Raw genomic sequence first — 13,573 nt, 5'->3', positions numbered from 1 at the left:
ATAATCAATTAGCCGCGTGATGCAGCTGGTTATTTATTCGCCATTAACTGCTCAATATCGGCCACCTGTTTCGGTACGTCCGCGGTCAAGATGTCATGGCCCTGGTCGGTGACCACCACGTTATCCTCGATACGAATACCGATACCGCGATAAGCGTCGGGAATATCGTCGTCGCTGGGAATGTAAAGGCCGGGCTCGACGGTCAGCACCATGCCGGGTTCCAGCGGCCGTGGAGTGGCCTCGTCGAGGCGATAGGTGCCCACGTCGTGAACATCCAGCCCTAGCCAGTGCGAGGTAGAGTGAAGATAGAAGCGCCGATAGCTCTCGTCATCGATACGCGCTTGCACGTCGCCCGACAGCAGGCCTAGCTCGATGAGGCCAGCGGTGAGATCCGCCACGACTCCTTGATGGATCTCCGCTAACGTCGCGCCGGGGGCGATGGCATTCACCGCGCGCACTTGAGCATCGAGCACCACTTGGTAGAGCGCCCGCTGAGCGTCATTGAAGCGACCGCTGACCGGAAAGGTGCGCGTGATGTCACCTGCGTAGATATCGAACTCTGCCCCAGCATCGATCAGTACCAGCGTGTCTTCCTCCAGCACATCGCTGTTTTCAATATAGTGCAGCACACAGGCATTGGCCCCGCCGCCGACGATCGTGCTGTAAGCAGGCCCGCTAGCGCCGTGCCAAACAAAGGTGTGCTCCAGCTCGGCCTGGAGCTGATATTCGCTCAGCCCAGCTTGGCAGGTGCGCATGGCGCGCACGTGGGCCTGAGCGGAAATCGCCGCCGCATGGCGCAGCAGTGCAATTTCGGCGGGGCTTTTGATCAAGCGCATCTCGTGAATCAGCGGGCGACTATCCAACCAGCCTTTTAGCGCGGGCTTGCCACGGCGCATGCCCGCCTGCGAGTAGGCCAACGCGTCTTCGGCAATGCTCAGCGCGTCGGGATTATCCAGCGGCACATAAAGCAGCTCACGGCCATCGAGCAGCGTGGGCAGCAGAGCGTCACGCTCGGCATTTTCGAACGCTTGGTCGAGGCCATGCTGGCTGACAACGCCCTGCGCCCCTAAACGGCGGCCGGTCCAGGCTTCCAGGGTGGGGTCGCGGTCTTGGCAGAACACCACGCTTTGCCCTTCGGCACGGCCCGGCAACAGCAGCAGTAGCGCCTCCGGCTCCTGAAGGCCGGTCAAGTAGTAAAAATCGCTCTGCTGGCGGAAGGGGTACTCGCTGTCGTGGGAGCGGGTCACCAAAGACGCCCCAGGCACCAGCAGCGCAGCATGGCTCGGCAGCTTGGCCATGAGCCTCTCTCGACGCTGGCGGTACTCCTCAGGCTGAATGGCAGCGGGGCGAGGCAGTTGCGTGGGCATAACGGCTCCTTTAGGCGTGGTGGCTCAATGAACGGGGGCGTCGGTTTGCTCTACCTGGGGCTGCCCCGGATGCTGTTCGGTATAGAGCAGCATGGCCGCCATCCGAGCGTGTTCGGTCAAGGCAAACAGATCGTTCTCGTTCTCGGGGCTATCGTCGATGTCGGTCTCGATCTGACCGAGGCCTTCCAGGTCATCGATCGCTTCTTTTAGGGTTTGCGACCAGCGCTCCCGCAGGGTGTCGTCGGCGACGTCCTCGATCACTTCCATGAAACCCAATGTCCACTCTTTCAGCCCCTGCGCCTGCTCGGCAAGAGAGAACAGCTCGTCGGGCAGCAGCGGCGCGTAGTTCATATCGCTCGCGCTCAATGCTTCCAACGTCTGGCGCCGCCAGCCCAACAGGCGCTCGGCGCTGGCCGGGTCACGGGGTTGCTCGACCCCTAGACTGAGGCACACTTCTTCCAGCCATGCGTCGGCGGTGACATCGCGCAGCGCCAACAAGCCGCACAGTCGTCCATCCAGAAAGGCTGGGGACTGCATGCTGCCGTGGAGTAAAAATACATCCGCTACGTCAGAAAAATCCTGGCGCTCGTCAATCAATGACATGATTCTTGCTCGCTTTACCAAAGATGAAGGTATGACCACAGGGATAGGGCGGGGTGCCTGCGCGTTGACCCCGCATGAGCGGCTCTCTTATAGTGAACGCCGTCTATCCTTCCTATGTAGTGATGTTAACGCATCGGGCCCCTTGCTGGCCCGTGCTGGAGCCTTTGATGAGTCACGCAAAGCGGCCAACGAAAGAGATTACCCTACTGGGTCGCAGCTATATGATTGCCTGCGACACCGGCGAAGAAGCCCAGCTCGAACGCGCTGCTCGCTATTTGGACCGCGCCATGCACGGCATTCATGCCCAAAGCAGCGTCCTGGGCAGCGAGCGCATCGCAATCATGGCCGCGCTCAATATTACCCATGAACTGCTGGAAGCGCTGGATGAGCACCGTGCGGGTGAAGCCAACCTTAGCCGTTTGAACGACCGGCTCGAACGTGCATTGGCCGGTGCCCGGCCGCGCAAAGAGCCTTGAGCGGCTCGCCCACTGCAACCGAGACTTTGGCATTGGCAGCGGCTCTGTTAGGATAGCGATGTTCTCTGGGATGTACGCCAGTCGTTATAGTCCCTCGAGCCTATGCGCAGTACCCAGGGGGCCAAATGCTAGCCAGACCCGTGTGCATGTCCGTGCGTCGGAAAGCCTGACGGTTTGGCTGCGGCCACCCACCTGAACCAGTAGGTTCAGGGCCAGAACGACAGCGGCATTCTGGGGAACACTTTGTGATGACCTTTCGCGAGATGACCTCTACCTCACCTAGCGACAAGCAGGCCCTTCGGCGCGATTTGAAACGCCGCCGCCGTGCGCTCTCCGCCCAGCAGCAACGGCAAGCCGCCTTGACTCTGTGTCAGCGCTTGAAACAGCTTCCTGAAATTCGTCGCGCCAAGCGCATCAGCCTCTACCTGCCGGTCAATGGCGAGATCGATCCTACGCCACTGATTCCTTGGCTACGCCAACGCCGTGTGGCCATCTACCTGCCCGTACTTCGCCCGTTTAGCGGCAACCGCCTCTGGTTCGTGGCGTATGATGCCAACACCCCGATGATCAACAATCGTTTCGGCATTGCTGAGCCATGCCCCCGATTTGCTGCCCAGCGCCGCCATCGGCTGCCCGCCTGGGCCCTGGATACGCTCATCGTGCCGCTGGTGGGGTTCGATCAGCAGGCCAACCGGATGGGTATGGGCGGCGGATTCTATGACCGCAGTTTGGCGTTTATGCGTCGTCCGGGGCCTGCGCCTGCGCTGATTGGCGTGGCCCACGCCTGCCAGCAGGTAGAAGCACTGCCCGTGGAACCTTGGGATATTCCGCTCACTGCGGTCGCCAGCGATATCGGCGTGGCGCGCCCAAACAAAACGGGCTGATCACAAGGATCAGCCCGTTTTGTTATCTAGTCACCCAGTAGGTGCAGCATGAGTGCTGAGCGCGCTATCATTAACCGTTGGTTAACTCCCCGACAGCGCCTGTGCATATCCAGTGGCTAATACACCGAGCAAAAACACCACTGTCAATGCCATCACCATATCAGGCTTTCTACGCCGCATGCCTCTTCTCCAACGTCTTTCGCAGTTGCCAAATGCCCTTAGTGCGTCACCAAGCTTTTCATTTTGGGAAGATGACACACCTCATTAATTTCGATCACGACTATAGGGCCATAAGGGGCTCGATGACAACTGCTAAAAGCACTATTTTAGCCCCGCAATTAAACGTTTCAGACTCCCTCAACTGCCTAGCAGCTCTAGCTTGCGCCGTTAGCGGGCACTTACATTACGTTACGCCATGAAGAGTCGGTAGGCGGGGTTGTCGCTCTCTTGCCAGTAGCGGTAACCGATGGCATCTAAGTACTCGGTCACGTGAACCCGGTCTTCGCTCGGCACTTGCATTCCCACGAGTACACGCCCATAAGCGGCCCCATGATTGCGATAGTGAAACAGCGAAATATTCCAGTCGTGTGGCAATTGGGTTAAGAAATTCATCAAGGCCCCGGGACGCTCTGGAAACTCGAAACGATACAGCTCTTCTTCGAAACGCTCGCTGGGGCGGCCGCCGCTTAAATGTCGAATATGCAGCTTGGCTAACTCGTTATCGGTCAAATCTTCGACGTGATAACCGCCCTCGCGCAGTTTATCGATCACCGCTTGGCGATCTTCACCACCCGGCTTGACCTGTACGCCAACGAAAATGTGCGCTTCGCTATCGTCGGCATAGCGGTAGCTAAATTCGGTCACCATGCGTTTGCCCAGCGTGCGGCAGAACTTCTTAAAGCTGCCGGGTTTTTCGGCGATGGTGACGGCCAGAATGGCTTCGCGCTGCTCGCCCAGCTCGGTGCGTTCGGCAATATGCTGCAAACGGTCGAAGTTGGTGTTGGCGCCCGAGTTAATGCACAGCAGCGTCTCGCCTTCTGCACCGGTTTGCTGCACGTACTTCTTTAGGCCCGCTAACGACAGCGCGCCGGAGGTTTCAGCGACGGCGCGGGTATCCTCGAAGATATCTTTCACCGCGGCGCACATTTCATCGGTATTGACGGTGATCACATCGTCGATCAAATCACGCACCAGCGAGAACGGCACCTCGCCAATTTGCGCGACCGCCACACCTTCGGCAAAGACGCCCACCTGGTCCAGCACCACGCGCTCACCGGCGTCCAGCGCAGCTTTCAAGCAGGCGCTATCCTCCGCTTCCACACCGATGATTTTGATATCCGGACGCAGGTACTTCACGTAGGCAGCCACCCCGGCAATCAGCCCGCCGCCGCCCACGGGGATGAAGATCGCATCCAAACGGCCGCTGTGCTGACGCAGAATCTCGACGCCAATGGTGCCTTGCCCGGCCACCACGTCGATATCGTCGAACGGGGGAATATAAGTGTAGCCATGCTCTTTGATCAGCTCTTGGGCGTGTTCGGCAGCGGCGGCAAAGGCATCGCCTTTCAGCACGACTTTCGCCCCACGGGCACGCACCGCCTGTACTTTGATGTCTGGCGTGATGCGTGGCATGACGATCACCGCTTTCACTCCCATCAGCTTGGCTGCCATGGCCAACCCTTGTGCGTGGTTGCCCGCGGAAGCGGCGATCACGCCCTTGGCTTTCTGCTCATCGGTCAACTGGGCCATTTTGTTGTAGGCCCCGCGAATTTTGAACGAAAAGACCGGCTGCAAATCTTCCCGCTTAATCAAAATCTGGTTGTTGAAACGACGCGACAAAAAGGGAGCGGGCGAAATGGGCGTCTCACAAGCGGCTTCATAAACGCGGGCTTGGAGGATCTTTTTGACGGTTGCTTCGAGCATGCTGACATCCCAGAAAAATGACGTGGCCCTGGCGGGTGCGAACAAAACCTTTATTGGTAGCAGATTACGACTGGCAACGTCTAGCGGCGTTTCCGTCGGCACTCGCCGCTTAGGCCGTTATACTAAGGGCGACTGCCTCCCTGATACTGGAACCATCATGACACAAGATGAACTAAAAGCCGCTGTGGCGGATGCCGCTATTCGCGAAATTGAGCCGCACCTGGAAAAAGAGACGGTACTAGGTATCGGCACCGGTTCGACAGCCAACCTGTTTATCGACCGCTTAGGCCCTCTGCGTGACCGATTCAAGGGCGCCGTGGCCAGCTCGGAAGCCAGCGCCGAACGACTCAAAGGCCTGGGCATCGAGGTATTTGAACTGAACCATGTGGGTGACGTGCCTTTCTACATCGATGGTGCAGACGAAGTGAATGCTCACCTACATATGATCAAAGGCGGCGGTGCAGCGCTGACTCGAGAAAAGATCGTCGCCGCCTGCGCCAAGCGCTTCATCTGTATCGCCGATGGTTCCAAATACGTGCCACAGCTGGGCCACTTTCCGCTGCCGGTGGAGGTGATTCCCATGGCGCGCTCCTACGTGGCGCGGGAGCTGGTCAAGCTAGGCGCCGAGCCCGTCTATCGTCAGGGCGTGGTGACCGATAACGGTAACCATATCATCGACTGCTTTAACTTTATGATCGATGATCCGGTCGCCATGGAAGCGCGCATTAACAGCATCGTCGGCGTTGTTACCAACGGCCTGTTCGCCGCACGCGGAGCCGACGTACTGCTGCTCGGCAAAGCAGAAGGGGTAGAGCGGACGGCGCTATAAATAGCGACCCAGCCCATCCAGGGTGCGCGACAGCGCCCCGCGATGGGCTTCGATCACCACCTGCCCTGCCTCACCCGCCTGCCGAGCACGTTGAGGGTAGGCGATATACTCTGCCAGGGTGCTTGCCAACGCTTCTGGGGTATCCACCACGGTCAGCGCCTTGGCCGCCAGCAGTGGCTCGGCAACATCACTGAAGTTCTCCAGCGACGGCCCACACAGCACGGGCTTACCCAGTGCGGCAGGTTCCAATACGTTGTGCCCGCCCAGCGGCACCAAGCTTCCGCCTACGTAAGCCACGCTCCCCGCGCCGTACAGCGCCGCCAGTTCGCCCAATGTATCGCCCAGGTAAATCTGGGTGGCGGGTGTAACGGGTTGCTGCTCGCTACGGCGGCTAATCTCCCAGCCCTCGCGCTCGCACAGTGCCGCCACCTCGTCAAAGCGCTGAGGGTGGCGAGGCACCAGCACCAGCAGTGCGTCTGGAAAGCGTTTGAGCAACTGCCGGTGGGCCGTGAGCAGCAGCGCTTCTTCCCCATCGCGGGTCGAGCCCGCGACCCAGACGGGCCGCTCTCCCCACGCCTGAAGTAAGCGCTCACTTTCTGCCAGCGCCTTTTCAGGCAGTGCTTGTTCAAACTTCAGCGACCCCACCACGGTGGTGGCGTCGGCCGCACACCCCAGCGCTTGAAAGCGCGCGGCGTCCTCTGACGATTTGGCGGCAAGCCATGTCACGTTGGCTAAGGCGCTGTGCATCAGCGGGCGAAGACGCTGATAGCGGGCAAACGCGCGGGGCGATAGTCGGCCGTTGACCACTGCAACAGGCACCGCCTGCCGGTGGCAGGCGTGAAGCAGATTGGGCCACAGCTCGGTTTCAAACAGGATGGCAAGCTCAGGCTGCACGCGGGCCACAAAGCGCTTGGCCGCGCCGGGGAAATCCAGCGGAAGAAAACGGTGGGTAAGACGACGCTGATCAGTAGCGCTCTGCTCTGCGATCAGCGCCAGCGCCTGCTGGGCACCGGTGGCGGTCATGGTGGTCAGCAGCAGGCTATGGTGAGGAAACCGCGCCAGCAGCCCTTCGATCAGCGGGCGGGCTGCGCGTACCTCACCTACCGAGGCACAGTGAAGCCAAAGACGCGGCGCGGGAGGCAATGGTTCAAGGCGCACCCCCAGCCGCTGGAGCCGCGAGTAAGTGGGTACTTGCTCACGCCAGATGCGCCAGCCAATCAGCGGCGCTAGCCCATACAGCACCGCCGAATAGGCCAATCGCGGCCAACGGGATAGCGCCATTAACTTTCGCGATCCAGAATCGAGCTGATCATCGCCGAGGTGGACACACCGTCTTCAAAGCCCAGCACTTTCACCTTGCCACCGTTGGCAATCACGGCGCTGCCGCCAGCGATATCCTCGGGGCGGTAGTCGCCGCCTTTAACCAGGATATCCGGCAGTACTTGCTCAATCAGGGCGGCGGGCGTGTCATCACTAAACGGCACCACCCAATCCACCGCACCGAGCCCGGCCAGTACTTGCATCCGCCGGTTCAGCGGGTTTATGGGGCGCTTTGGCCCTTTTAAGCGGCCAATGGAGGCGTCGTCGTTCACCGCCACAATCAGGCGGTCGCCCAGGCGCTTGGCCTGCTCTAAATACCCCACATGGCCCGCATGCAGAATATCGAAGCAGCCATTGGTCATCACCACACGCTCGCCGCGACGCTGCGCGGCGCGCACGGCCTCCACCAATGCTGCCTGCGTAATCACGCCAAATTCGGCCAGCTTATCGCCGTGCAGCGCGGTGTAGAGCTCGGCAATGGAGAGCGTGGCGGTACCCGGCTTGGCCACCACCAGGCCCGCACCGAGGTTCGCTAGCATCATTGCTTCCGGCAGCGAGTGGCCAGCGGCTAGCGCTAACCCCATCAGGCCAATCACGGTGTCACCTGCGCCGGTCACATCGAACACTTCCTGGGCACGGGTGGGCAGATGCAGCGGTGCGTGGCCTTCACGAATTAGCGTCATGCCCTTTTCGCTGCGGGTAATCAACAGCGCTTCGAGTTCCAGCTCAGCACGCAGCGCTTCGCCTCGCTCGGCCAGTATGGTGTCGGTGGCGCATGGGCCTGCCACGGCTTCAAACTCGGTTAAGTTGGGGGTAATCAGGCTGGCCCCCAGGTACTTGGTGAAGTCTTGGCCTTTGGGGTCGATCAGCACTCGCTTGCCGTGATGGCGAGCCATCTCGATCAACCGCTCCACTTGGTTGAGCGTGCCCTTGCCGTAGTCCGATAAAATCACCACGTCGCACTCAGGCAGGGCTTGCTCAACCTGTGTCAGCAGGCCGCTGGTATCCACACTGTCGAGGCGCTGCTCAAAGTCCAAGCGCAGCAACTGCTGATTACGGCTCATCACGCGCAGCTTGGTAATCGTTGGTATGTCGGGGCTGCGCTGAAAGTAAGTGCTTACATTGGATGCAGCCAGGCGCTTGGTGAGCAGCTCGGCATTCTCATCCTCGCCCACGACCCCCGCCAGCGCCGCATGGCCGCCTAGGGACGCCACGTTGAGCGCTACGTTGGCTGCGCCACCGGGGCGGTCGTCGGCATCTTCCACGCGTACCACGGGCACCGGCGCTTCTGGGGAGATCCGCGAGGTGCCGCCGTGCCAGTAGCGGTCGAGCATGACGTCGCCTACCACCAGTACGCGGGCATGTTCCAGGGCGGTTAAATCAACTTTCATCCGAGGGTCCTGTTGTGGTCTGCGCTGCGGTATGCGCCAGCAGCGCGTCTAGCTTAGCAATCACATCGTCAGCCTTGATCAAGTCCATGGCATCGGCATGGCGTACTCGCTGCCCCCAGCTCACCTCGTCCACCGATTTATGCAGGTAGGTGCGTACCGCATCGGGGTAGGCATTGACGGCAAAGTCGCGCCACAAGTAGGGCGCGGCCCGCTGGGGATTGGTGGTGGCATAAAGGCCGAGCGTTGGCGTGCCCATGGCGTTGCCCATATGAGCCGGGCCAGTATCCGGCGCAATCACCGCGCGGGCGTTGTCGATCAGCGCCAATACGCCCTTCAACGAGGTGCCGCCAATGGCATTGATCACACTTCCTGACTGGCAGAGCGCTTCGATATGGTCACCCATTTCCCGCTCAAGCGGGCTGCCGCCACCGGTGAGTACGCTCTTCAGACCGTGCTGCACCCACGCGTGTTCAATCACGCTGGCGTAGCCTTCCACCGACCAGTTGCGGAAGTTGCGCAAACGCGCGTTGCTACAGGGGTTAATCACTAAATAAGGGGCATCGCCACTAATAGCGCGGGCTTCCTCATAGGCCACTGCGGGCACCGCGAGATTCCACTCTAGGCGGTCGTCTTCGACGCCCAGTAAACGGGCGAAGTCCATGAATGACTCCAGCACGTGGGCGTTGGCATGGGGCGCTAGCTGGTGTTGGGTAAACCAGTGCTGGGCGTCCTTGGCGCGAGCTTTGTCATAGCCGACGCGCACATTGGCTTTAAGCCCCAGCGAGAGCACACTGGCGCGAATGGCCTGCTGCATATGCAGCAGCACATCAAAGCGGGTATCCGCCAGCTCACGCCAGATAGCGCGCATGCCGGAGAGCCCCGTCGATTTTTCGTACACTACAAACTCGACCCCAGAAAGCCCCGCCAGTAAACTGTGCTCCCCCTTGCCGATAATCCAGGTAATGCGCGCGCTCGGCCACTGACGCTGCAGCGCTCGCACCGTGGGCACGAGATTGCATACGTCTCCCAAGGCGGAGAGGCGCAAAATGGCAATATGGTTTGGTTGAGCAGGCAGAGAGGGCTTCATGCGCTTAGCGGCACTCCAGCAGAAAAATGGGCTGATTCTACATGATGCTGACAGTTTAAGTGACGCCTGCGCATCACACCAACTGTCCTCCCCTACTCACCCCTTGAGCACGGCGCTGTTTGAAGCGGCGTATTGGCGAGCGCGTCACTTGGTGGTCGGCGAAGCGCCGGGCCGTGGTAGCAGTTTGTTCCTGCAAGCACGCGACGACGAACAGTGGGTGCTGCGGCCCTACCAGCGCGGCGGTCTGATCGCCAAACTCAGCCAGCAGCGTTATGTCTGGCTGGGGGCAGAACGCACCCGAGCGTTTCGCGAAGTGCGCCTGACCGCCGCGCTGTATGAGCAAGGCCTACCCGTGCCCCGCCCGGTGGCCTGTTGCGTCACACGGTTTGGGCTGACCTATGAGGCGGCGCTGCTGACCGTGCGCATCCCCGGTGCTCGGGCGTTGGCCTCATTACTCACCGATGGCGAGGCTGATGAGGCGCTGCTAAAGCGCATCGGCGCGATGATTAAACGCTTTCATCAAGCAGGCTTGGACCATGTAGACCTCAACGCCCGCAACATCCTGGTGGATGAGGCTGGCAAGCCCTGGCTGATCGATCTCGACCGCTGCCGTCTGCGCCCACCAGGCAAGTGGCAGGCAAGTAACCTGCAGCGGTTGGAGCGCTCGGTGGTGAAGTTTGCCCCTAGCCAAGTGAAAAATCTGATGGCACCGCTTTACGCAGGCTATGCAGACGCCGTGTAAATCTCCATTAAGCGCTTCACGTGCTGCTTGTTACTGAAGTGCTCCTCCACGCGCCGACGCGCGGCACGCCCCATCGCTTGACGTGTGGCCGCATCGCGAATTAGCGTGTCCATGGCATCGCGCCAGGCGGGCACGTCAAACGGGCCTACCAACACGCCGGAATCAGAATCCACTAGCTCCGGCAACGACCCGGTATTCGAGCCAATGATCGGCATCCCACAGGCCATGGATTCGATGATGGTCAGGCCGAACGCTTCGTTTTCTGACGGAATGCACACCACATCCAGTACGGGCAAAATATCCGTCAGGTCACTGCGATGCCCTAGAAAGGTGATTTTATCCGCCAGCGGCGTGCCCGCGATGGTGCGCTGCAGCTCGGCATAGAACGCTTCCACGCCACCTGACGCATAGTCAGTGCCACCGATAGAGAGCGCATAAAAGTTAAGCGTGGGGTCAAGCGTTAGCAGGGCGTTTACCCAGACGTCCTGGCCTTTGCCAGGCGTCACCCGGCCCGGCAGCCCGATAAGCACCGCGTCTGCCGGCACACCCAGCGCTTCACGCTTAGCCATAATGGCGGCAGGGTCACGATTGGGCTGGTACTTATCGATATCGACTCCGTGGGGCAAGCAAATCACTCGCTCCTGAGGAAGCGGTAAATTGCGGATATTGCGCTGATACGTTGCTTGGCTAATAGACAGCACACGATCAACGCTGCCATAGGCAACACGGTGATAGGCGCTTTTTTTAGGGCGCTGCCCGCCCACGTGATCTGTATAAATTATTCTTAGCTTCGGTAGCAGCGCTTTTAACAGGGTGGTGAGGCGTAGATCACTCGATTTATGGCAGTGAATGACGGAGATGTTTTCCTCCTTCAACCAGCGACGTATCGACAGCAGGTTGACCAGCGCCTGCCCGTTGCTCGCAAAGGCCTTATACGGCACTCCGTTGCGCTGCATGTAAGTTTCTACCTTGGTGTCTTTCAGGCAGATGCCGATGACGTCCCAACCTTCCGCCAGCAGATCTTCTATCACCCGGTCTACGTATAGCTCCATTCCGCCCTTACCATCGGAAAGACACAGTTGCAGTACCTTATTTGCCATCGCTTGCCCTACCTAGCCGCCCACTGTTAAACAATCCTTACAATCTCTTGTAGTATACAGGCTGCTATTAACGGGGCCTAAATCATGGCGCAGAGACTGCTTGTCGTGCGTAACGACAAAATCGGCGATTTTATGTTGGCGTGGCCAGCCTTGGCGTGTTTGAAACAGGCATCGCCTGCTCCCCACGTTACGGTGCTGGTCCCCGCTTATACGGCCCCGTTAGCTAAGGCGTGCCCATGGGTAGATGAGGTCATTATCGACCCCGGCAGCCAAGCCGATAAAGCGGCGCAGCAGGCGCTATTGTTTCACGTGAAACAATCGAAATTCGATGCACTGCTAACGCTGTTCTCGACGCCGCGCATTGGTTGGCTAGGCATGAAAGCAGGCATTCCGCTGCGCGTTGCCCCGGCGACCAAGTGGGCGCAGGTGTTCTATAACGTACGGGTACGCCAGCGCCGCTCGCAATCAGCAAAGCCGGAGTACCAGTACAACGTCGATTTGGCCTGTGAACTGCTGGCTCGCCTTTCGCTAACGCTTTCCACCCTGCCCTCGCCCCCCTTCTGGCCGATGGATGACGCGCAGCGTTATAAACAGCGACAAACGTTGGTCAACGATGCTTCAGAGCACGTGGTGGTGGTTCATCCTGGCAGCGGCGGCTCGGCTGTGAATCTATCGGTGGCGCAGTACGCCACACTGATCACTCAAGTGCACCAGCAGTGCCAGCACCTGCCACTACGCTGGCTGATTAGCGCTGGCCCCAGTGAGCAGCCTCAGGCACAAGATTTGAGGGAGCAGCTTGCCAAACAGGGCGTTGCAGCAGACCACTTCCCCAACACCGCAGGTGTCGATGCCTTTGCCCGACAGCTTGGCGGAGCGGACATGCTGATTGCCGGTTCAACCGGCCCGCTGCATATCGCAGGCTGCCTGGACATCGCCACGGCGGGTTTTTATCCGGCTAAACGCTCCGCCACGCCGTTGCGCTGGCAAACCTGCAACCGGGCGGAAAAGCGCTTAGCGTTTAGCCCGCCTTCAGGCGCCGACCAACAGGACATGACCGCTATCGATCTCAACGCAGCAGCCGAACAAATCTCAGCGCTGCTTCTCGGAGGGCTGCGTACGAACCCAGAGATCGGCGTACTTAGCGAAGGTTGAGTGAGAGGACAGCAGGGCTAACAACAGCCCCTGTTTGCCATCTTTAAAGCCCGCTTTGAGCACATACATTTTGAGAAAGCAGGCTAGGCCGTGGCTAATGCCCTGCCACAGCGTGGCCGTTTTACCCTGGGCGGCGCGCTGCTCTGCCCAGGCCTGGGCGTAATGTGCCGATTTTTCAAGATAGTGGTGCAGGTCGCGGTAGGTGTAGTGAAGCAGGTCGCCGGATAACGGCTTTTCCATCAGCCCGGCTTCTACCACCAGCTTTTCATGCACCAGCGCAGCGTTATAGCCCGCCTGGCGTTTCGGGTAGAGGCGCAACACGCGGTCTGGGTACCAGCCAGAGTGGCGAATGAAACGGCCAAAGCACCACGACAGGCGGCTCACGCTGTAGGCAGCGGGCGGCTGCTGAATGGCGGCCTGAATGCTGGCGCGCAGCTCAGGCGTCACGCGCTCATCGGCATCGACCATCAAAATCCACTCACCCGTTGCCAGGGCTTCTGCCCGCTGGCGCTGAATACCAAAGCCTTGCCAGTCGGCGTTGACGCTCACATTCTGAGTGAACTCTCGCGCAATCGCGCACGTCTCATCCTGGCTACCCGCATCGAGCACCACGATTTCGTCGGCCCAGGTCAGGGTTTCCAGGCACTCACGTAAGTGGTGCGCTTCGTTTTTGACAATTAACACAGCGGAAATAGACAC

The 13,573-nt window shown here is 59.8% G+C and carries 13 protein-coding genes and 1 other RNA gene; 6 read left to right on the top strand and 8 right to left on the bottom strand.

Features of this window, described 5'->3' with window-relative positions; all coding sequences use genetic code 11:
• Nucleotides 1-29: 29 nt before the first annotated feature.
• Together pepP and CTT34_RS00120 are read right to left on the bottom strand one after the other, a co-directional pair.
• The gene (gene pepP / locus CTT34_RS00125; protein ID WP_159340540.1) at nt 30-1,367 is read right to left on the bottom strand and encodes a Xaa-Pro aminopeptidase; all 1,338 of its coding nucleotides are present in this window, start codon (nt 1,365-1,367) and stop codon (nt 30-32) included.
• A 24-nt stretch (nt 1,368-1,391) separates the two neighbouring features.
• Nucleotides 1,392-1,970 carry a UPF0149 family protein gene (locus tag CTT34_RS00120; protein WP_159340539.1) on the bottom strand — a complete coding sequence of 193 codons (579 nt, stop codon included), beginning with the start codon at nt 1,968-1,970 and terminating at the stop codon, nt 1,392-1,394.
• A 167-nt stretch (nt 1,971-2,137) separates the two neighbouring features.
• On the opposite strand from CTT34_RS00120, the gene CTT34_RS00115 reads away from it, so the two are divergent.
• The 3 genes from CTT34_RS00115 to CTT34_RS00105 all read left to right on the top strand — a co-directional run bounded on the left by CTT34_RS00115 (nt 2,138) and on the right by CTT34_RS00105 (nt 3,330).
• The gene (locus CTT34_RS00115; protein WP_159340538.1) at nt 2,138-2,446 is read left to right on the top strand and encodes a cell division protein ZapA; all 309 of its coding nucleotides are present in this window, start codon (nt 2,138-2,140) and stop codon (nt 2,444-2,446) included.
• A gap of 59 nt (nt 2,447-2,505) precedes the next feature.
• Nucleotides 2,506-2,688, top strand: a non-coding RNA gene (gene ssrS, locus CTT34_RS00110) — 6S RNA.
• Between the two features lie 6 nt (nt 2,689-2,694).
• Nucleotides 2,695-3,330 (top strand): 5-formyltetrahydrofolate cyclo-ligase, encoded by a 636-nt coding sequence (locus tag CTT34_RS00105; RefSeq protein WP_254436500.1) that lies wholly within the window; start codon nt 2,695-2,697, stop codon nt 3,328-3,330.
• A 408-nt stretch (nt 3,331-3,738) separates the two neighbouring features.
• On the opposite strand, the gene ilvA is transcribed toward CTT34_RS00105, so the two are convergent.
• A complete protein-coding gene (gene ilvA, locus CTT34_RS00095; RefSeq protein ID WP_159340536.1) occupies nt 3,739-5,253 on the bottom strand; it encodes a threonine ammonia-lyase, biosynthetic in 1,515 nt (504 codons plus the stop codon).
• A 157-nt stretch (nt 5,254-5,410) separates the two neighbouring features.
• Between ilvA and rpiA the strand changes: the two genes are divergently transcribed.
• Entirely contained in the window at nt 5,411-6,082 is a 672-nt protein-coding gene (gene rpiA, locus CTT34_RS00090) for a ribose-5-phosphate isomerase RpiA (protein ID WP_159340535.1), read from the top strand.
• On the opposite strand, the gene waaA is transcribed toward rpiA, so the two are convergent.
• Genes waaA through CTT34_RS00075 form a run of 3 tightly spaced genes read right to left on the bottom strand, consistent with a single transcriptional unit; the run spans nt 6,077 to nt 9,880 of the window.
• A complete protein-coding gene (gene waaA / locus CTT34_RS00085; RefSeq protein WP_159340534.1) occupies nt 6,077-7,363 on the bottom strand; it encodes a lipid IV(A) 3-deoxy-D-manno-octulosonic acid transferase in 1,287 nt (428 codons plus the stop codon). The genes rpiA and waaA overlap by 6 nt on opposite strands.
• Nucleotides 7,363-8,793 (bottom strand): bifunctional D-glycero-beta-D-manno-heptose-7-phosphate kinase/D-glycero-beta-D-manno-heptose 1-phosphate adenylyltransferase HldE, encoded by a 1,431-nt coding sequence (hldE, locus tag CTT34_RS00080; RefSeq protein WP_159340533.1) that lies wholly within the window; start codon nt 8,791-8,793, stop codon nt 7,363-7,365. Before hldE ends, waaA begins: the two co-directional genes overlap by 1 nt.
• Nucleotides 8,783-9,880 (bottom strand): glycosyltransferase family 9 protein, encoded by a 1,098-nt coding sequence (locus tag CTT34_RS00075; protein WP_159340532.1) that lies wholly within the window; start codon nt 9,878-9,880, stop codon nt 8,783-8,785. The genes hldE and CTT34_RS00075 overlap by 11 nt, the downstream gene beginning before the upstream one ends.
• Here CTT34_RS00075 and CTT34_RS00070 point away from each other — a divergent pair.
• Entirely contained in the window at nt 9,879-10,622 is a 744-nt protein-coding gene (locus CTT34_RS00070) for a 3-deoxy-D-manno-octulosonic acid kinase (protein ID WP_159340531.1), read from the top strand. The genes CTT34_RS00075 and CTT34_RS00070 overlap by 2 nt on opposite strands.
• Here CTT34_RS00070 and CTT34_RS00065 read toward each other — a convergent pair.
• Complete coding sequence (locus CTT34_RS00065) at nt 10,604-11,722, bottom strand: glycosyltransferase family 4 protein (protein WP_159340530.1); 1,119 nt, start codon at nt 11,720-11,722, stop codon at nt 10,604-10,606. The genes CTT34_RS00070 and CTT34_RS00065 overlap by 19 nt on opposite strands.
• An 84-nt stretch (nt 11,723-11,806) precedes the next feature.
• On the opposite strand from CTT34_RS00065, the gene CTT34_RS00060 reads away from it, so the two are divergent.
• Nucleotides 11,807-12,874: a glycosyltransferase family 9 protein gene (locus CTT34_RS00060; RefSeq protein ID WP_159340529.1), complete on the top strand. Its 1,068-nt coding sequence runs from the start codon at nt 11,807-11,809 to the stop codon at nt 12,872-12,874.
• On the opposite strand, the gene CTT34_RS00055 is transcribed toward CTT34_RS00060, so the two are convergent.
• Nucleotides 12,812-13,573 (bottom strand): glycosyltransferase family 2 protein, encoded by a 762-nt coding sequence (locus tag CTT34_RS00055; protein ID WP_159340528.1) that lies wholly within the window; start codon nt 13,571-13,573, stop codon nt 12,812-12,814. The two genes, CTT34_RS00060 and CTT34_RS00055, sit on opposite strands and share 63 nt — an antisense overlap.

The organism is Halomonas meridiana (genome assembly GCF_009846525.1).
Classification (GTDB): domain Bacteria; phylum Pseudomonadota; class Gammaproteobacteria; order Pseudomonadales; family Halomonadaceae; genus Vreelandella.
Note: the sequence above shows the minus strand (reverse complement) of the source record. Positions and strands in the feature narration are given on the sequence as shown.